The 18,687-nt window shown below is 40.2% G+C and carries 19 protein-coding genes; 9 read left to right on the top strand and 10 right to left on the bottom strand.

Annotated elements, in window-relative coordinates:
* Positions 1-166: 166 nt before the first annotated feature.
* The 6 genes from ligD to B5771_RS05160 all read right to left on the bottom strand — a co-directional run bounded on the left by ligD (position 167) and on the right by B5771_RS05160 (position 6,682).
* On the bottom strand, positions 167-2,608 hold the full coding sequence (gene ligD, locus B5771_RS05180; protein WP_088186595.1) for a DNA ligase D: 2,442 nt from the start codon (positions 2,606-2,608) through the stop codon (positions 167-169).
* 488 nt (positions 2,609-3,096) lie between these two features.
* The gene (locus B5771_RS05175; RefSeq protein WP_088186594.1) at positions 3,097-3,780 is read right to left on the bottom strand and encodes a DUF5714 domain-containing protein; all 684 of its coding nucleotides are present in this window, start codon (positions 3,778-3,780) and stop codon (positions 3,097-3,099) included.
* A complete protein-coding gene (locus tag B5771_RS25035; RefSeq protein WP_282433318.1) occupies positions 3,762-3,887 on the bottom strand; it encodes a hypothetical protein in 126 nt (41 codons plus the stop codon). Before B5771_RS25035 ends, B5771_RS05175 begins: the two co-directional genes overlap by 19 nt.
* Positions 3,888-4,026: 139 nt before the next feature.
* Positions 4,027-4,464 carry a large conductance mechanosensitive channel protein MscL gene (gene mscL, locus B5771_RS05170; RefSeq protein ID WP_088186593.1) on the bottom strand — a complete coding sequence of 146 codons (438 nt, stop codon included), beginning with the start codon at positions 4,462-4,464 and terminating at the stop codon, positions 4,027-4,029.
* Positions 4,465-4,507: 43 nt separating this feature from the next.
* A complete protein-coding gene (bcp, locus tag B5771_RS05165; RefSeq protein WP_088186639.1) occupies positions 4,508-4,969 on the bottom strand; it encodes a thioredoxin-dependent thiol peroxidase in 462 nt (153 codons plus the stop codon).
* Positions 4,970-5,401: 432 nt separating this feature from the next.
* Positions 5,402-6,682, bottom strand: coding sequence for an alkyl/aryl-sulfatase (locus B5771_RS05160; protein WP_088186592.1), 1,281 nt, complete (start codon positions 6,680-6,682; stop codon positions 5,402-5,404).
* Positions 6,683-6,895: 213 nt separating this feature from the next.
* Here B5771_RS05160 and B5771_RS05155 point away from each other — a divergent pair, with 213 nt between their 5' ends.
* Positions 6,896-8,770, top strand: a complete 1,875-nt coding sequence (locus B5771_RS05155) for a Mur ligase family protein (RefSeq protein ID WP_088186591.1) — start codon at positions 6,896-6,898, stop codon at positions 8,768-8,770.
* Between the two features lie 103 nt (positions 8,771-8,873).
* On the opposite strand, the gene B5771_RS05150 is transcribed toward B5771_RS05155, so the two are convergent.
* A complete protein-coding gene (locus B5771_RS05150; RefSeq protein WP_172408164.1) occupies positions 8,874-9,962 on the bottom strand; it encodes a sulfite oxidase in 1,089 nt (362 codons plus the stop codon).
* A 160-nt stretch (positions 9,963-10,122) separates the two neighbouring features.
* Here B5771_RS05150 and B5771_RS24180 point away from each other — a divergent pair, with 160 nt between their 5' ends.
* The 5 genes from B5771_RS24180 (at position 10,123) to B5771_RS05135 (ending at position 14,199) form a co-directional block, all read left to right on the top strand.
* Positions 10,123-10,263 carry a hypothetical protein gene (locus B5771_RS24180; RefSeq protein ID WP_161796478.1) on the top strand — a complete coding sequence of 47 codons (141 nt, stop codon included), beginning with the start codon at positions 10,123-10,125 and terminating at the stop codon, positions 10,261-10,263.
* A 119-nt stretch (positions 10,264-10,382) separates the two neighbouring features.
* On the top strand, positions 10,383-11,273 hold the full coding sequence (locus B5771_RS05145) for a polysaccharide deacetylase family protein (RefSeq protein ID WP_088186590.1): 891 nt from the start codon (positions 10,383-10,385) through the stop codon (positions 11,271-11,273).
* A gap of 249 nt (positions 11,274-11,522) precedes the next feature.
* Entirely contained in the window at positions 11,523-11,648 is a 126-nt protein-coding gene (locus B5771_RS25030) for a hypothetical protein (RefSeq protein WP_282433317.1), read from the top strand.
* A 316-nt stretch (positions 11,649-11,964) separates the two neighbouring features.
* Positions 11,965-12,654 carry a response regulator transcription factor gene (locus B5771_RS05140; RefSeq protein ID WP_088186589.1) on the top strand — a complete coding sequence of 230 codons (690 nt, stop codon included), beginning with the start codon at positions 11,965-11,967 and terminating at the stop codon, positions 12,652-12,654.
* A gap of 42 nt (positions 12,655-12,696) precedes the next feature.
* On the top strand, positions 12,697-14,199 hold the full coding sequence (locus tag B5771_RS05135) for an ATP-binding protein (RefSeq protein WP_088186588.1): 1,503 nt from the start codon (positions 12,697-12,699) through the stop codon (positions 14,197-14,199).
* 41 nt (positions 14,200-14,240) lie between these two features.
* Here the strand turns inward: B5771_RS05135 and B5771_RS05130 are convergent, their stop codons facing one another.
* Together B5771_RS05130 and B5771_RS05125 are read right to left on the bottom strand one after the other, a co-directional pair.
* Positions 14,241-14,840, bottom strand: coding sequence for a hypothetical protein (locus B5771_RS05130; protein ID WP_088186587.1), 600 nt, complete (start codon positions 14,838-14,840; stop codon positions 14,241-14,243).
* Between the two features lie 80 nt (positions 14,841-14,920).
* Entirely contained in the window at positions 14,921-15,220 is a 300-nt protein-coding gene (locus B5771_RS05125; RefSeq protein ID WP_047811659.1) for a hypothetical protein, read from the bottom strand.
* 361 nt (positions 15,221-15,581) lie between these two features.
* Here B5771_RS05125 and B5771_RS05120 point away from each other — a divergent pair, with 361 nt between their 5' ends.
* The 3 genes from B5771_RS05120 to B5771_RS05115 all read left to right on the top strand — a co-directional run bounded on the left by B5771_RS05120 (position 15,582) and on the right by B5771_RS05115 (position 17,539).
* Entirely contained in the window at positions 15,582-16,631 is a 1,050-nt protein-coding gene (locus tag B5771_RS05120; protein ID WP_088186586.1) for a phosphodiester glycosidase family protein, read from the top strand.
* A gap of 230 nt (positions 16,632-16,861) precedes the next feature.
* A complete protein-coding gene (locus B5771_RS24175) occupies positions 16,862-17,032 on the top strand; it encodes a hypothetical protein (protein WP_172408163.1) in 171 nt (56 codons plus the stop codon).
* A 201-nt stretch (positions 17,033-17,233) separates the two neighbouring features.
* The gene (locus B5771_RS05115) at positions 17,234-17,539 is read left to right on the top strand and encodes a hypothetical protein (RefSeq protein ID WP_088186585.1); all 306 of its coding nucleotides are present in this window, start codon (positions 17,234-17,236) and stop codon (positions 17,537-17,539) included.
* A 365-nt stretch (positions 17,540-17,904) separates the two neighbouring features.
* On the opposite strand, the gene B5771_RS05110 is transcribed toward B5771_RS05115, so the two are convergent.
* Positions 17,905-18,666 carry a MerR family transcriptional regulator gene (locus B5771_RS05110; RefSeq protein ID WP_088186584.1) on the bottom strand — a complete coding sequence of 254 codons (762 nt, stop codon included), beginning with the start codon at positions 18,664-18,666 and terminating at the stop codon, positions 17,905-17,907.
* Positions 18,667-18,687: the final 21 nt, after the last annotated feature.

Genomic DNA, 18,687 nt, shown 5'->3' with positions numbered 1-18,687 from the left:
CATTATACATGCAGCAAAACTTGTATAATGTATACACGTTTTGCTTGCTTGTTGTTATATCATTAACTAGAAATTTTCGTTTTTAGTTATTTTCATATCTTTTTACTCAATTTCTTCTATTTTCTTTTGCATTATATAGTCTATTTCGATTAGCATTAGAAGCTGTTTACTTAAGCCGCTGATTATTTTGAAAAAAATCTTGCCAAGGATCACTGCTGTTGATCCTCCGAAGTGCCTCCACCATATTGACATCGTTAGGTGCTACCGTATCCAGTTCATCCCAACCAATGGGCATGGACACCCCTGCCCCGGTCCTCGCTCTCAGCGAATAAGGAGCAATGCTGGTAGCACCTCGGCCATTGCGAATCCAGTCGATAAAGATTTTGTTAGTACGCTTAGCCTTTCTCACATTGCTTGTATAGCGGTCAGGCCATTTCTGCTCCATCACTTGGGCCACACGTTTAGCAAAATCGTGAAACGTATCCCAGGCAACAGCAGGTTTTAAAGGTACGACCACATGATACCCTTTACCGCCGCTGGTCTTAAGATAAGAGTTCAGGGAAAGCTCGGCAAGAATAGTTTTTACGTCCCGCACACCTTGGCGCACCCTGCTTAGATCCATCCCTTCATCGGGATCTAAATCGAAGACCATTATATCGGGCTTTTCCAGCTCGTCGACGCGGCTTCCCCAGGTATGAAATTCCAGCGTACCCATTTGGGTTTCGGCGATCAGCCCCGATGTATCATCTATATAGAAGTAATCTTCTGTTTCGCCGTCACTGGTGGATACAGGGATGGTGACAATCCCTTTACTGCCCGGACCGGGATGCTTTTTATAAAAGCAAGCCTGGGAGATGCCCTTGGGACAACGAACAATGCTGAGGATCCTGCGGCTCACATAGGGCAGCATTCGTTCCGCAACTTGGGCGTAATACCGGATTATGTCCATCTTGGTAATTTCTGAATCAGCGAAGATCACCTTGCCCGGATTACTAATCTTGATTCCTTCAATAATGATACCGTCGGCGTTTGTTTCCATGACTCTCTCCATTTTGTTGTCAGATGAGGGGTGGTGTATTTCATCACTTGCTTTTTCTCTTTTAATATCCCTAGGATTCTTATCGTTCCGCAGACCTTTGAAACTGGCCTGTCTTAAGAGATGGTCTGAGGTCCATTCGGCAAATTTAATTTCCGCGATCAGCTCAGGTTCAAGCCAGGTGATTTTTTCCTGGGATCTAGGCTTGGGCGCGATTTGGAATGAAGGCTCCTTTCTCTTTAGACCCGCAAATTGTTCTTCCAGATATTCCTTGTCTGCTTCGCTCAGGCCGGTGCCGGCACGTCCGGCATAGACTAATTCCCCGTCTTCATAGATGCCCAGGAGCAGGGAGCTTACCCCGCTTGTTTTTCTCTCGGAAAGTGTATATCCACCAATTACAAATTCCTGCCTTTGCTCGCATTTAAGTTTGATCCAGTCGCCGTTTCTTGCTCCGCTATAATTGGAGTCAGCTTTTTTTCCAACTATCCCTTCCATGCCTGCATCACAGGCAGCGCGAAAACTTCCCTTGCCGTTTCCTCGTACATGCCGGCTGTAGTAGAGGTTTTTGGGGGAATCCTTCAGCAACGCTTCCAGCTTTTCCTTTCTGTCAATCAGGCGCTGTCGCCGCAGGTCCAAACCATCCAGCGCCAGAAGATCAAAGACAATATAGGTCAGATTTTTATCTTGGGGATTCTTTAGATAGTTCTGGAGAGCCTGAAAATCCGTCTTGCCCGCCACATTTGTGACGGCCATTTCGCCGTCCAGAATCATCGCTCTGCCGCCGGCCCATTCCACGAGGGAACAGGCGACTTCCCTGAAACGTTTCGTAAAATCATTGCCGTTCCTGGTGATAAGCCGAACGCTGTTCCCTTCAATATATGCCAGTATTCTGTAGCCATCGTATTTTAATTCATAAAGCCAATCCTCACCCTTTGGAGCTGAGTTGACTAATTGGGCAAGCTGCACCCCGGTATTACTGAAGGGATTCCTCGTACTCTTATCGCCTTCTCCTTCTTTAATCTCCGTCATGGTGCGTCCGGTTCTGATGCTGGTCATAAATTGGCAGATCTTGTCGGAGGCTTTGGTATACTCATCTTTTTCCTTAAGTAACAGCCAGTTTTCCTGTTTCTCGCCTGTTTTCCCTTTTAGACGCACCAGAGCCCACTTTCCTTTAAGCCTGCAGCCTTGCAGAACAAACTTCAGCGTTCCTGCACGAAGTCCGTCTGTAACATTCCCATAGGGCTCCCAGAGCCCTTCATCCCAGATCATAACTACTCCCCCGCCATATTCTCCTTTGGGAATCGTCCCCTCAAAGTTCCTGTATTCCAACGGATGCTCCTCCACCCGTATGGCGAGTCTCTTGTCACGGGTATCGAAGGAAGGGCCCTTGGGCACTGCCCAACTTAAGAGGGCTCCGTCCCATTCCAGACGGAAATCATAGTGATCTCTGCGGGCTATATGGTGTTGGACAACAAACCTCAGGCCCTCTTGGGACAATTCTGTTTTCCCTTCAGGTTCTTGGGTTCTTGTAAAGTTCCTTTTTTGGTTATAGTTGTTGAGATTTGCCGTCATACGGTTATCCAGTAATTCCTTCTCTTTGTTATTTCTTCTTTTTTGTTATTGTTTCCAATTGAATTATAAGTATCCTGAAATTCATTTTGTTATTTACAGAAACGTAGCCAAAAGCCCACGGTTTTAATCGTGGGATGAAGGCGGCTTCGTAATTTCATGTAAATGTCTTAGCACTATGATAAACTAGTATTAGTTTGATCTTTGAAAACTGGATAGAGTAAGAGGTTCTGATAGCTAATGCGTCTATCAGGTAAAACTCTATGTGTCGTCAAGAAAAAGACGTTAAAACGATCGTTTTCAAAGAAACTGTGGTAGCTGGTAACAGGCTATCAGCCTAGAGTACCATTGTGTACTGCTCTAGGATGGGCTAATGGCATAGCCCTGAACTTGGGGTCATACTCCGATAGCAGAAATGTACTTCGGTTTAATCACCCAAGAATCCCATCGGCTTTAGCCGTGGGAGTGTCAATCTGATACCTAACCTCTTCTCACAACTTAAAATAGGAACATTTGGATGCTCTACATCCGTGAGGATGACGTGAACTTTGGGTACAAATAATAGCTTTACTAGGTACCGGCAAAAGAACATTAAAATACTCTTTGACTATGTTAATCGCTTCACTCAATCCGGTTCTAACGAAGTTCTTGCAGCAGCAAGGACCGGTTTCCTCAGCAATCCTAGCAACGATTCTTGCGGCAGCTCTCATGGTCATTGCCGTTTCTTGGTCTTTAGGGCAAGCTGCACCTAATAAGACACTAAAACAGGCACCAATAGCCGGAACAATGCCACAAACTCCCGTCAGCCCGCAATAACCTCCAATGGCTTGTTTCTTCGTTCGATTCAAGGCTTCCACAATTTGTTCATTTGTAATCCTGATCGTCCCTTCCCTCTTAAGCGCGGCCATTAAGGCTCCGGCTGCTATCCAAGCATTTTCACAACCAAGCATAGGTATGTTATCCTGAGCCATCAGAAATTCAGCGATTTCCAAAGGATTTGCCGAGTCAGTATTCATAAGGCAGTCTTTGACAGCAATATAAAGGTCTTTTCCGTGACATTCATCGCAGACATAGTGATCGTTGGGACAGGAAATGTTGGCTATTTCAGTTTTACCACATTGAATGCAGCTCAGTTCCCGACCTGAATCGAAGTATTCTAAGGGGCCACCGCAAATTTGGCAGTTCTCGGTTTTAGTTTTGTTGTGCTGACCAGCACTGGAAGAACTTCCTCAGCAATCGCTGGAATCTGCGAATACTGGATTAACCGAATTAACAAGATCAATCATAATGATCCTCCCCTATTTTTGATCAAGCTTTATTTCCGATTCGTTCTCATATCTAGTATCTAATACATTCCGCCTTGTGTTAACCTAAACCAACTACAACACGATATTGAGGCTTAACAGCCCGCGGAATTCTTATTATTCATTCAGAATTGCAGTACAATGGGGACATCTTGTAGCCTTGAGGTTGATTTCGGTAATACAAAAAGGACACGTTTTAGTTTTTTGTTCAACTTCAACCTCTTTCTTCTTAGTAAAGCGATTAACTTGCTTAATAACAATGAAAATAGAAAAGGCGATAATTAAGAAATTAATAACATTATTAATAAACGTACCGTAATTTATGGTTGCCACTCCAGCATTCTTGGCCTCATCAATTGTCTTAAAATGTCCACTCCCAAGCACTATAAACAAATTAGAAAAGTTAACTTTACCCAGAAAAATACCAAGCAGAGGCATGATGATATCACTGACCAAAGAAGTAACGATCTTCCCGAATGCGCCCCCGATAATCACACCAATCGCCAAATCAATGACATTTCCTTTAAGAGAAAACTCTTTAAATTCCTTCCACATTTTCCGTTATCCTCCCTCTAGTCCAATCTTACTCAAAGTATAATTACAGCTTCCTCAGATCTTCTAAAACCTGCTCTACATGACCCTTAACTTTAACTTTAGGGTAGATTTTACGGATGACTCCATCTTGATCAATTAGAAAAGTCGTGCGTTCGATTCCCATACTCTTTTTACCATACATAGTCTTTTCCTTCCAAACATCATAAGCCTGAATGATCTCTAAATTCGGATCACTAACCAGAATAAAAGGAAGTTGATACTTTTCAATAAATTTGTGATGACTGCCCATGGGGTCTTTACTCACACCAATTACCACAGTGTCATTATTGCTTAAATCTATGTAATGGTCACGAAAATCACAAGCTTCGGAAGTACATCCGGATGTCATATCTTTGGGATAAAAATAAAGGACTATCTTCTTACCGCGAAGTTCTGATAGTTTTACGGGCTGGCCCTGACTCCCTTCAGCAAGAAAATCAGGCGCAATATCTCCTATTTGGAGCATTTTCATCAATCCTTTCTGAATACGGAAGTAATCTCTTGTATAAAATGTAAATCATCTAACGATAAAACTCAAATCACTAGCCAGTTACCTAAATATGAATATACCCAAAAATTCTCCAATAATTATGTATTTCCTGCGAATCTTAGGTCTGAAAATCGCAAAACTCTAAAATTCAGCAAGAAAATACCGCTGTACTCTAACAGATTATAAATATCATATTGCTTACATGAGGTGTTTTGTAGACTTCCAGTCATATAACACTCAACTTCAATATCTGCACATGTTGTAAATTATTGAAGTTGAGTAATCAGATATACATTCATAATACAAATTAACAGTAAACCACAGCCAAGTCTTAATTTTTGGCAGTGGTTTACTTATCTCATCATTTTTGTAGTCTGGCCTGCCACAATTACCGTGCGTTGATCGCGGTTACAAATCAGCGAGCAAATCCTTGGCGCAGGCCAGATAGTAGTGACGCCCGTTCGCACTTTGTTCTTGGCGGGCAAGACTGATAAGGCCCTGAGCTTTTAACTTTAGCGCCAATTTATTGGTGCTATCTGCGGCAATAATAATATCAGCTAGTTCAAGGGCCCATTGAGCGTCTTCGTTGTCCAGGGATCGACTGATGACAGATAGGACAGACTCTATACCACCCATGAGAGCAAGGGACTTTTCGGCACGAGTTCGAATTGGCAGAGGGTTGAGCTTGGTGGGATTACCATCAAACCAACCTACATAACCGGCATAGATTCCTCGCACAGACCATGCAACTGTGCCGTAAAATTCGCCAAGATAAGGAAGGTTGGCCCACTTTTCAGGCAGTTTGACGGCCTCTGCCACCTCATCCATAGTCATACCTTGATTCATACATCTAAGGGTTTCTGTGAGAACATAATCAATAGCATCACGAAAGTTAGTTAAAGTATCTGTAACATCATTAGCACCGATGATTGGGCGTGTATGGCCAGGCAAAAGATAATTAGCCTGATAAGCAATCAGCCTATCCAAAGTGTCTACCCAAGCACTGATATCGCGATACTGACTACCTCGAATGGGATACAGATTGGGCCAGCAACCATAGTAATTATCACCACAGCAAAGTGCTTTTTGCGCCGGCAGCCAGATAAGTATCTGATCATCAGTTTCCCCCGGGGCTGCCGTAAGTTCAAGAGCGATTCCATCAATATCACGTATGATCTTTTCCTCACTATAAACAGTCGTTGGCGGCAAGAAAGCCCTTCGGCCCTTGCCTTGAACTATACCTTCACGAACGCCGATGCCTTCAGAAATGGCTTCTTCATCGCTGAGTTCATAGCCAAATTGTCTGATGCCGCGCTGATTGAGCACGTCCTGCAGGGCATCTATTCGCCCAAGAACCGGCTTAGAAGGTGCAAAGGCAATAATCTCCGGGTTAGAGTCGCTAAAAACACCGGCACCTCCAAGATGATCCGGGTGGCCATGAGTGTAGATAATCGTTTTAACCGGCTTCTCAGTATGCTCGGCAATTATGGCTTTAAGGGCTTCTGCGTGATAGTCGCAGTCAAGAGTATCAATTAGAATGACGGTGTTTTTCCCTATAATAAAACTCGCATTGCTGATGCCATAGCCCATAACATGATAGACAACACCGGGTATTATTTCTGTGACTTGGCATGGGTAGGCTGTTGCTGAAAATTCTTTTAATAATTGTTCACCATCTGGTCGTAACATTACTTGCACCTCTTATTTTGTCGATACTGGACTGATTTAGTTTAACATGTGAACAGCTGTAATGCGACCTGAATTTGGTTTTCACATAAAATAATAAGCAGAACATACCAGTGTACATCTTATGTTCTTGGAGATATTAATTTCCAGACACAAATATTCTTTATATTTTCCAGAATTCTTTACATAATAATTTCAAAACGGAGGGAAAACAATTTGAAAATCATTGGTTCTCAAGTTTTTCAAGGCAAAAATATTTACTCTCATAAAAAATGTATCCGATTGAACTTGGATTTGGAAGGATACAGTGAAATCCCTACGAAAGATATTAAAGATTTTAACAAGACTTTAAAACATATGCTTCCAGAGCTTTCGAAACACCGATGTGGAATTGATAAAGATCAAGGTTTTTATAAGCGGCTTGAAGAAGGAACGTACTTAGCCCACGTATCGGAACATATAATCATAGCCCTCCACAATATGCTTGGTTTAGATGTTAAGTATGGGAAAGCCCGCGAGTTATCAGGAGATAACTATTATGTTATTTATCAATATGAATATGCCAAAACAGGTTTAGAAGCTGGAAGATTGGCCATTGACCTTATAAATTCCTTGATTGCCGGAGAATCTCTAAACATCGATTTGCGGTTTAATCTCTTAAAACAACTCTTAAAAACGGAACAGTTAGAGGAAAGTACATTAGCCATTTGCGAGGAAGCAAAAAAACGTGGTATTCCCATCTTAAGATTAGGCGATGATCGTATGGTACAATTAGGTTATGGAAAGTACGCAAAACGAATTCGAGAAACGTTAAATCAGGATATAAAGGAAATTACTGCAACACATCGTGGAACCAAAGGGAATCTGCCTGCACAAATGGTCGACCAACTATTCAATGACGGACCGACCTCTATTCCCTTAGTCGCTATAACCGGCACCAATGGTAAAACAACCACCACAAGACTTATAGCACATATCCTCTCAATTGCCGGCTATACAGTCGGGATGACAACTACAGATGGAATATATATTAATAAAAGATGCATTTTTAAAGGTGATACAACAGGCCCCCAAAGTGCACTTGCTATATTGAAGAATAAAGATATTGACGCAGCAGTTTTAGAAACGGCTCGCGGAGGAATTATTCGGGAGGGTTTGGCATATGACCTCGCCGACGTTGGAGTTATTACAAATATAACCGAGGATCATCTTGGAATTGACGAAGTTCACACATTGGACGATTTGGCAAAGGTTAAAGCTTTGGTGGGTGAAGCCGTGAAGAAAGACGGCTTTACCGTGATTAATGGGGATGACAAAATGAGTTTAGCTATTATAACGAGATTCAAGAGTCAACTAATCATTTTTTCTCTTCATAAGGATAACAAAGCTCTTCAGACAAATTTGAAAAATGGTGGTTATGGTATCTATAGAGATCAAGATAAACTTGTAGTCCAAAAGGGATCTTCTTCCGAGGTTCTCATGGACATCAAGGATATTGGCATAAGTATGAAAGGTATTTTGATCTATAACGTTCAGAATGCCATGGCCTCCTGTGCAGCCGCAATAGGGCTTGGCATTGATTTAGCTGCAATTAAACTGGGGTTATCCTCATTTAACCATGAGCAAAATCCCGGCCGATTTAATATGTATTTTGCAAATAACAAACGAGTGATTTTAGATTATGGTCATAATAAAGACGGTTATTCTTCCGTATTAGAAGGCCTAAAACGAATGGAGTATAAACGTCTCTTTGGCGTAATCGGAGTACCAGGAGATAGAATCGATAAAGATATAATTGACGTGGGTAAATGTGCCGGTGAGAACTTCGATTATATTATTATCAAAGAAGATATCGATAAACGAGGAAGAATAAAGGGCAAAGTTGCTGATCTTCTGGAAAGAGGAGTTCTAGCAACCAAGTTCCCTAAACAGAATGTCCTGAAAATTTTAGAGGAAACTGAAGCCTTTAAAGCGGCTTTAGAACGAGCCGAGCCAGAAGATATAATTATTGTTTTCTTCGAAAAATCGGAGCCGCTAATAGACATTATAGAAAGTATGTCGGATAAAATTGAAGCCTTATCTGCTAAATAATAATAAAATGCTGAATCCTATTCATTGGATTCAGCATTTTATTATTACTCTCCCTTCAACGCAGTTCATTCAAAGGTATATTGGACAAATTTATGATGGCTATTTAATGAAGAATTTGAGGAATAGTTATGGCAACTGTGTGGATAGAATTATTTCCATACCCTTTAGCATTCCAAGGTGCTGCTTTTGGTTGTACATTTCCGTTGCTATCATGTGCTCGAGCAAGCACAAAATAATGACCTGGATTTGTAATACTCCAAGCATATTCCCAAAAAGTCCATGTATATTGTTGATGTTCAGGACTGGTTAATTTGGCGGTATTCCAGGTCATCCCGTTGTCTACGCTTATTTCAACGTTACTAATCGTGCCCTTACCAGTCCACGCTAATCCTCTAACGGAATGTTGCCCTGGATGGATAATTTCTCCCTTCGAAGGCCAGGTGATAATAGAATTGACTTTCATTTCCGTTACCGGTACAGCGTTCGAATAATCTCCTTCATTTGTTAGATAGACATAATCAATTGCCTGGAAAGGACCTTTAAAAGGATTCGATACAAGACCTATTTGTGTAACCCATTTAACATGCGCCATTCCATACCAACCAGGCACAATTAAACGAAGGGGAAAACCATGTTTGTACGGTATTGGTTCATCATTCATTTTTAAGGCTAAAAGGCATTCTCCTAATAAAGTCTTGTCCAGAGGCAGGCTGCGTTCAAAATTTACGGGAGTATCCATATCCGGTCGAATTCCTGAATCTGCTCCTGTAAAAACAATCTCGACAGCGGTATCCTTAGGTTTTATCTGGTCAAGGAGAAATGTTAGCGGAACTCCCGTCCATTTTGCGTTCCCAACGGCACCGAGTTTCCACTGTTCTCCAGGTACAGGAGGTTCAAACATAGCTCTTTTATTGCCTGAGCATTCAATGGTTACAAATTTATCGACCTGGGGCATTTGCTTAAGTTGTTCATAATTAAAATAAAGCGATCTAGATACTTCTCCGCCAATAGATAATCTCCAGGAGTGCATATCAATGGTTGGATAAGTTAAGTGGCTTCGCGTATAAAACAATTCATTAGGGGTAACCCAAGTTAAAACATTGTTAATCGGCGACTCCAAATTTTCCGGCATTACCTGACGGGGTATCAGACCGGGTTTGTCATTAATGCTTCTTGGCAAATCCTGATTCACGTTAAATACCTCTTTCTAATTTGATAATTGACATTATAATTATCAAGTCTGTCATAAATAATTCATTGGTTTGAATTTACCATAAATTCTATTGAATTATTTCTTTAATTTTGGCCAAATTATTGATAAAGATATTAAGATTTATCAAGGAGAGTTAGCAATGAAAAACAAAGATTATTCTGTAGCGGATCTATCACAAGAAGACCTTAAAAAAGTCCAAAAAGCAGAACAAGAGATAAACCAAGGAACAGATAGTTCCAAAATATTAATTGCTTATGATAAGAAGAGTACTAGTATATAGTTTTTGATTCCTAGAATAGAGACCACAGGGCTGCAAATTAGCAGCCCCTTTTATTCTGAATCAATCTCTCAGCGTTAAATGAAGTTAATAAACACTATTAAGCTGAAAGGTACTAATAAATGAAACTCGACCGCAAGCGAATTTTTGCTGGAGTAATCATCCTAATCCTAGTATTGGTTCTGAGTAGTTTAACTGTAAAATCGCTTCTACCACGTGATTTTAAATCCGGCGATTACACTTACGTAACTAAATCTAAATCTAATAATTCAACTAAATCGAAACCGCCATTACCGCCTCCTACTCCTGATTTTCCTGTTCTAGACCAAAATCAAAACAAATCAAAACTGGTTGCCTTTCCCAAAGAAGGTATACCTGTGCTTATGTATCACTCCATTAAAACGCTTCCAGGGAACTCACTTGGCGTTCCGGTAAAACAATTTGCTGAGGAAATGTCATGGCTTCACCGACATGGCTACAATTCAATAACCCCAACGGATTTATACGTAGCCTTAATTAATCAAAAACCTGTTCCCGAAAAATCGATTTTACTAACTTTTGATGATGGATATAGCGATAATTTTAACTCGGCTTGGCCAATACTTCGTCAAAATGGTTTCAAGGCTACTTTCTTTATAATTACAGATTCTGTGGGTGCAGGAATGATGAATTGGGACCAACTTAATGATCTCATAAAACAGGGAAATACAGTAGAAAGTCACACTGTACATCATCTTGACCTATCCACGCTTAGTGAAAACCAACAAAATCTTGAACTGAAGGTTTCAAAGCAGGAACTTGAAAGTCATCTTGGGATCAATGTCCAGTCTCTATGTTTTCCTTCAGGAAAATTTAATAGGACCACCCTAGCTTTAATGCCAAAGGTTGGATATAAACTAGGGTTTACAACGAAACCCGGTAGGGTACATTTAGGTGATAACATATTGACATTGAAGCGCGAGCGAATTTATGGAGGTATGTCTCTGGCATCATTTCAAAGCCTTTTCCCGTAAGCTAAGTTATCACTGATTCTCACTTGAATAAATAAGATCTAGATCTCGAAGGTGGACTGCATAATGATGACATTACATATCTTGTCATCTTTGGGATTATAATCATTACTATGAAATTATAAATTGGAAACCTTATAAACTGAAGGGATTACTTGACTAAATGGATTATCCCCTCGCCCTCTTGTCTATGTAATAAATGGATTTCTGGAAAGAAAAAGTTTCTGAAAATATTAGGGGGTGTGATTTTTTTTGAAAAAAAAAGATCTTTACAGAATCGAAGACGATGTCAAAGTAGTTACTGAATTATGTCAGCTTAAAGATTTAGATTATGAGATCAAAATCGTTAACCAATTAGATCAGTTTAAAGACGAGTAAATTACGTTCCTTTCTAGTTATTGAGAAGAATCTTATCAATCTCTCATCGTCTAACGGTGAGGGATTTTCATTTATCGAACCAGCAGAATGTATTTTGTTACTATTCAGATTAAGGTTACAACATCAGTATGTGGCAGGCTGTTTTTTGCCAATGATTATCTCCTAACTATTTTTGTTTTTTTATGTACTATGGGCGTATAATCATGTTAATTTAGTGACTTTCTTCTCAGCTGATTTTAAGCAATTGTGCTTATAATTTTCTCTGGACGGTTGGGATGGTAGATACCGACTATAAATCCTAAAAGGATGTGGATAAATGGATTCCTTTTCATTTCGCATTTTAGTCGTCGATGATGAGCCTTCGATTCGACAAATGTTAGACTTAGGTTTACGAAAAGCGGGTTATGTTGTGAAAACTGCAGCTAATGGGCAAATCGCATTAGAACTTATTCCCGAATTTGACCCACATCTAATTATTTTAGATTTAATGATGCCTATCATGGATGGGAATGATTTATGTCAGGCCGTTCCGGAAATTAGTCAGGCTCCTATGATTATGCTGACTGCTAAAAACTCAGCAAAGGATATTGTTGTCGGCTTAAGGCAAGGAGCCAATGATTACCTGACCAAACCTTTTCATTTTGAGGAACTATTAGCAAGAATTGAAGTTCAGTTACGAAACCGCTACCCGGAGTTGACTGGAAAACATACTATAGGTGCTTTTTGCTTGGATGAAGCACACCATTCTATTACGTTTGACAATTGTCAGCTCTCCCTTTCCCCTACTGAATATAAACTATTATCCTATTTACTTTGGAACCCTGGTCAAATACTTAGCAAGAACTCCATCCTAACTCACGTTTGGGGATACGACTTTGACGGTGAAGACAATATTGTCGAAGTATATATCCGTTACCTTCGTGATAAACTTGGCGACAAGGAACACAAATTAATTCAAACTGTGCGTAGTGCAGGCTATCGCCTGGTTCCTCCGCTGAAAAATTAAAATTCTTAAATATAATCTTCTCAAAGGAGGGAAGGTGTTAGAATGCAGGATGAAAGTAATAAAACAGATTGGAAAAATTCTCTGACTACTAAACTATTAGTAAGGTTTTGGTTGAGCCTTTTACTGGTATCACTAATTATGGGAGTGATTCAATATCAGGCTTTAAATTCGTTTTTGATGAGAGGAGAAACCCAGGATCTACAGACTCAGATAGGTTCATTTAATGTAAATCAACTAAAATTATGGCTGGATCATGAACAGCAGTTTCCCAAGGCTTGGCAGAGTCTTAGTCCTGGTGTTGTCATTGGTCTCTATTCACCGGAGAAAAAACTTGAAGGAATATTCAGCCGTGAGGTGGTCAAGACTAAAAATCCTTACGTTTTAGAAAAGTCTTTTTTTCGAAAACAAATTAGCAAAGATAAGCTTCGAACGAATGTAATTTTAACGTCCCCAAAGGGCATCCGCTACAGAGTTATTACTGGGCCAATCTACCTAAATCAAGAAACTGGTGCCAGTGTAACAGGACAGATGTCAAAACAAGTTTCAAACAATATATTAATCGGTTATGCAACTCTATCTGCCCCTCTAACACAGATCAACAATATACTCTACCACCAATTTCAGGTTTTCCTTATCAGCACACTGTTTATTCTCGTATTTGGAGGACTTTTGACGTTGTATATTCTAAAAAAACCTCTGTTACCTTTATCACGCATGTCTGAAATCTCAGGAAAAATAGCTGCTGGCAATTACGCCTTAAGAATACCCGAGGAACCGGCAGCATCAGAAATTGTGCATTTGAGATCTGTTTTAAATCAAATGCTTGATACTCTTAATCAATCTTTAACGACTGAAACAGAAGCCAAAGAACAAATGGCGAGGTTTATTGGTGACGCTTCCCATGAATTGAGAACACCTTTGACGTCTATCCGAGGATTTCTGGAAATCTTGTTGCGCGACCCAGAAACAGACTCAGAAACATTAGCTGCAGCCCATAAATCAATGCTTACTGAAACTGAGAGATTAATTCACCTTACCGAGGATTTATTGACTCTCAATCGTTTAGCAAACCAAATCGATAATGATCCACTAGTTAAACCGGAAACAATTGTTCAAGATGTTCTTCCAGAAGTTTTGCCCCTATTGAATTCACTATTAGGAGATCGCACCTTAGATATCCATGGTGACGAAATATCCCTTCCTGTTGAACCAGGAGAACTTAAGCAAATTCTCTATAACCTAGTTCATAATGCTATTCAGCATACTTCTGTCAATGGAAAGATTTCGATAAAAACTGAAACAAATGATAAGGCAAGATATCTTTATGTTTCAGATAACGGTGAGGGAATCGCCCCTCAGGATCTTCCCTATATATTTGAGCGTTTATATCGAGGCAGCAGATCAAGGGAGAGAAAAGGCGGTAGTGGTGCAGGCTTAGGATTGGCTATCGTCCATGAATTCATAAATTTACGAAGGGGAAAAATCGATGTCGAAAGTAAGTTGGGAAAAGGTACGACGTTCATAATTTCTTTCCCCAAAGAGTGAATAAAGGAGAACCGTACTCAAGTGTACGGTTCTTAAAAACATCAGGTTGATGATGACGTATTCAAATCTCCATTAATTTTCTGAAGATCTGCTAAAATCTTTTGATAAACGTTGATTCTGTTTTGAATGTCTGATTGAACCTTGCTTAAGTCTGATGTAACTGCCGAGGAGTTATTAGCTTTATTATCAGTTTTAAGTTGTGCCCAATCCCCTTTAGCAGTTTGAGCAGCTCCCTGGGCAGTGGCTATATCATCCTGCATGGGAATCATGTCATTAAGGGCAGCTAATAAAGCATTGTAGTTCTTACTTTGACGATCTGTTTTGATTTGCGCATGCATCGTTTGTCTCAAAGTTTTAATTTGATCCAGCAGTTGTTTATCTTGAGCCTGAAGTTGGCGAATCGGAGCCAAATTTTGCTGAAATTGCTCTGCATTTTGTAAATGCAAAATTTCATTTTGAAGCTTCTGTTTTCTGGCAGCCGCTTGGTCAGCGGAAGTCATTGTAGTTCCTGTTGAGGTGTTTTGACTTTGAGAAGTTGTAGGCAGAGACGATTGGGTAGTATCAGCAAGGACGGGAAGAGAAAAACTAAAGATTGAAGATGCTATCAAAGAACAAGCTAACAATTTACTTGATTTTCGCATAGGTAAATCAATTCTCCTTTATTGAATGTATTTTAATTATTGAATATTGATTTCTAGTTCGTACCTTTTACTACTATTCATTACAAATTTCCTAGACTTCTATTGAGGGCGTTAAGAGATTTATCCAGATTTTTGAGATTTTCATTAATTTGAGCATTAACCTCTTGCTTTCCCTTTGCCGCTTTGATGTCGATGGACTTAACCTGCTGCTGACTCGTCATAAGGTTAGGGGCAGCTGCTTCTTGTTTATTCGCTGTTGAAGTCGCATTTGGAGTACCCGCAGCGGAACTTGAAGACTGAGTACCACATCCGGTGAGTACTAATAATGTCGACAGAATCGCCAAGGAAACAGAAATTGCTTTTCGGCGGAATCGTTTCATCTATGCGCCTCCTTTCTTGTCAAACATATAAGTTTACATTGCTTATTCTAAGGAATAAAACTGAGAATTTGCTGAGAAATTCTAAAGCTGCTTAAAAGTTCGCTGGGTCTCCCCTCATACAAATTCAAATCTAGATTTATCAAACTTCATTTAAATGACTTAGAAAAAGACATAGCATTGAGTAGGATATATCTCGGAGTTTGCGTGACTTAAACAAAAGCGATAATATTTATCTAGCAAACGTTTACTCTATATCGAGCATTAATTCAATATCGAGATAAAGTAAGTTTGTTACAATTTTCAGCACAAACCGCAGGTTAAGCGATTTTCTACATATTCAAGACTTTCTAATGGAGGCAATATGGATAGCTCTGGAATTCCCAAATCCTCACACCAAAGGATACAATCACGACCCAAAAAGAAACCTTTTGCGGTCTACCATTACAAACGAAAAAAAAGATTACTCCCCCACCCCATTGCGTTGCCTTTCCGTTTACTCACCTTATTTCTGTTCCTCTTTATGGGGTTTCTTTATTGCCCGCTTCAACCTTTTGAGACAATTCGTAATTTCTGGGTAGAAAGTGCTATGACATCAATGAGCCATCAGTATTTGGCAAAATGGTTTTTTAGCGATGCCAAGATTCAAAAAATACTGGACAGTGATCAAGCTCAAGATTTGGGAAACTCCGATCCAACCCTGATCAATGCACGCAGTACCAACAAGAATAATAGCACTGAGCTCATTAACATTAGTCAGAATGGCTTTAGTGGATACTTACTAAAGATCAATAATCCTGGTCGCGTCAGGGTGGCAGTAACACATTATCTCGGCAAAATCGGAGAGAGAGCAGAGGATATTGCCTACGAAACTGGTGCTGCAGCGGTAATTAATGGCGGAGCTTTTAGTGATCCCCAGGGCAACGGAAGCGGTGGGCACCCACAGGGTATCCTCATCTCGCGCGGTAGACTTCTATACAAAGACCCTGGCGTTTCAACCTACGATATCATAGGCTTGAATCAAAGAAATGTCCTTGTACTAGGTCATTATACCTTAGCTAACGTCAAACGGATGGGGATACGTGATGCAGTGACATTCGGCCCTTTTCTTGTCGTCAATGGTAAACCTGCCATAACCCATGGAGATGGGGCATGGGGAATTGCTCCTAGAACGGCCATTGGGCAAACAAAAGATGGCACAATCTTAATGCTGGTCATCGATGGACGCCAGGTTGGGTCACTAGGGGCCACTCTTAAAGACGTTCAGAATATCATGCTCAAATATGGTGCCTATAACGTAGCCAATCTCGACGGAGGGGCCTCAACCGTCCTCTATTATCATGGCCACATTGTAAATCACCCATCTAGTCCATACGGCGAACGACATGCGCCATCATTTTTTATCGTAAAATAGGTTAGGTTAAATATTTAGCAAAACATATTTTCCATATTGTACCAATTCCTTAAACAATGCATATTATGTAATAACTTTAAACTAAGGAGGAAATGAAAATGGCATTTGGTGCTGTTGATGGAGTTTGTACCCCTAATTTTATGCCTGGTATCGCAATCGTTGTCGTAATTATTCTTTTGCTTATCGCAATGGGTATCGTATTCTAAATTTTAATTGAAAGGAGAAATTATATGTACGGTTATGGTCATTTCCCTAACATTTCACCAGTTGGCGCTCCTCCACACATCGGACCTATCACAACCTGTTGTCGACCAATCTGTCCCCCTGTTACAGGATGCGTCGGTGTAGGAATTATTGCTATTGCCATTTTAATTCTTATCGCTTTAGGCGTTATTTTCTAAATACAATGGCTACCATCCTTCGAGATGGTAGCTGTTATCTACTTAAACAGAAAAAAAGATTAAAATTGCTGCCATTTTTTCTAAATGGCAGCAATTTTCTGGTTCGTAAGCATCGGTCAACTTTCGGAGACAACATAAATTGAATAATATGGAATCGTAGGAAATAGCCATCCACTAACATTATTAATTGAGGTGAGAAAATTGGTTCATCCCCGAACAAATGTTGTCCCTATATACGGTCATTACCCGCATCAAGTACGCTGGTATCCGGTAAATTATACAGGCGGCTACGAACCCGCTTGGTGGGAACGTTACGAAGAACAGTTTGAACCACGATGGATTAAAGAAATGGAAAAACGTATGGGGTTTATGCCAGGCAGAGAACCTATTTGGTGGGAACTTTTCGAAGAACAATTTGAACCAGCTTGGCTTCAGCGTTTGGAACGTCGAATGGGTATCCCACAGCCATTTGATCCTCGTTATGATAATCCTTATAAAGGATACTAATTTAGATAGTTTTTTTGTAATCAGGGGCCAGAGTACGGGGGACCCACTCCCACTTATGAAGTGGGAGTCTTACGATTGGATAAAAAGGTCCTTTTTTCATACTACCATGTGTGATAAATAATCTGGTGATTAAAAGTAAAACCAGAGCATTATTTTGCGTTGCTCTGGTTTACTATATTTTCGTTTGCCGATTTTAAACCTTTCCTAACGATTCATATCTTATTAACTTAAGCCAATTTGTGACCTCTTCCGATTTGAAAGTGCCATTTACAGCTAAACCGGGCAAAGTTATGGATTGGGCAGAGCCCATCCTTCAGCGCAGTGGCATTTGTTATGAGCTTGGCGTTTAATCCAATTAATATTTATTACATATTTTTAGTATAGATTCGGACCGCCTCTTTAAGAAATGCTGCCGCCCCAGGTTTTTTATTGTCGTAATAAGCTTTGAATCTCTCATCGGCCACATACATTTGAGTTACACCTAGATGCGCCTCTTTACTATAACTGCTCCAAAAATAACTTAGCCACTGACGGTGCAAATCCGCTGCTTTTTGGGCTAATTCGCCCGCAGGATCATCAGTTTCAAATGCAGCATAAAGAATCTCAAGAACTTCTTTTTCCAGCCGAGTGACCTCTTCATATTGTTCCGGTGTCATATTGAGCATCTTTTGCTTGGAATTATTAACTGCGTCATTACCGTATTTTGCACGGATTTCCTTGCCATACTTCTCTTCATTATCATCTACTAACTTCTGTTTGAAGCCTTCAAACTTTTCTTTATCAGACATTGTCCTACTCCCCTCTTTTACGGCAATAGATTTATCAACATTTATAATTAATAAATCTAATTGTTTTCGCTTCTCAAGTAGTTTTCCACGGTGTTCTCTCAGTGCTCTCATTTCGTCAAAATCGGGGGAAGAGACTATTTCCTTAATTGTTTCCAAACTAAGATCCAGTTCTCGATAAAAGAGAATTTGCTGTAAACGATCTACCTCTGCTTCACCATATATACGATATCCCGATGAGTTAATTCTGGTCGGCTTTAAAATTCCAATCTCATCGTAATACCTTATGGTTCTTGGACTAATACCCGATATCTGCCCTAATTTTTGTACTGTATATTCCATGTTCTCACCTCCCGATGAGAT

It is taken from the genome of Desulfosporosinus sp. FKA (assembly GCF_002196785.1).
Classification (GTDB): domain Bacteria; phylum Bacillota; class Desulfitobacteriia; order Desulfitobacteriales; family Desulfitobacteriaceae; genus Desulfosporosinus; species Desulfosporosinus acididurans.
Note: the sequence above shows the minus strand (reverse complement) of the source record. Positions and strands in the feature narration are given on the sequence as shown.

Coding starts and splice junctions, on each gene's coding strand:
- ligD (WP_088186595.1), bottom strand. CDS start 2,608: ATGACGGCAAATCTCAACAACTATAACCAAAAAAGGAACTTTACAAGA.
- B5771_RS05135 (WP_088186588.1), top strand. CDS start 12,697: ATGCAGGATGAAAGTAATAAAACAGATTGGAAAAATTCTCTGACTACT.
- mscL (WP_088186593.1), bottom strand. CDS start 4,464: ATGTGGAAGGAATTTAAAGAGTTTTCTCTTAAAGGAAATGTCATTGAT.
- B5771_RS05130 (WP_088186587.1), bottom strand. CDS start 14,840: ATGCGAAAATCAAGTAAATTGTTAGCTTGTTCTTTGATAGCATCTTCA.
- bcp (WP_088186639.1), bottom strand. CDS start 4,969: ATGCTCCAAATAGGAGATATTGCGCCTGATTTTCTTGCTGAAGGGAGT.
- B5771_RS05145 (WP_088186590.1), top strand. CDS start 10,383: ATGAAACTCGACCGCAAGCGAATTTTTGCTGGAGTAATCATCCTAATC.
- B5771_RS05110 (WP_088186584.1), bottom strand. CDS start 18,666: ATGGAATATACAGTACAAAAATTAGGGCAGATATCGGGTATTAGTCCA.
- B5771_RS24180 (WP_161796478.1), top strand. CDS start 10,123: ATGAAAAACAAAGATTATTCTGTAGCGGATCTATCACAAGAAGACCTT.
- B5771_RS05140 (WP_088186589.1), top strand. CDS start 11,965: ATGGATTCCTTTTCATTTCGCATTTTAGTCGTCGATGATGAGCCTTCG.
- B5771_RS24175 (WP_172408163.1), top strand. CDS start 16,862: ATGTACGGTTATGGTCATTTCCCTAACATTTCACCAGTTGGCGCTCCT.
- B5771_RS05125 (WP_047811659.1), bottom strand. CDS start 15,220: ATGAAACGATTCCGCCGAAAAGCAATTTCTGTTTCCTTGGCGATTCTG.
- B5771_RS05120 (WP_088186586.1), top strand. CDS start 15,582: ATGGATAGCTCTGGAATTCCCAAATCCTCACACCAAAGGATACAATCA.
- B5771_RS05160 (WP_088186592.1), bottom strand. CDS start 6,682: ATGTTACGACCAGATGGTGAACAATTATTAAAAGAATTTTCAGCAACA.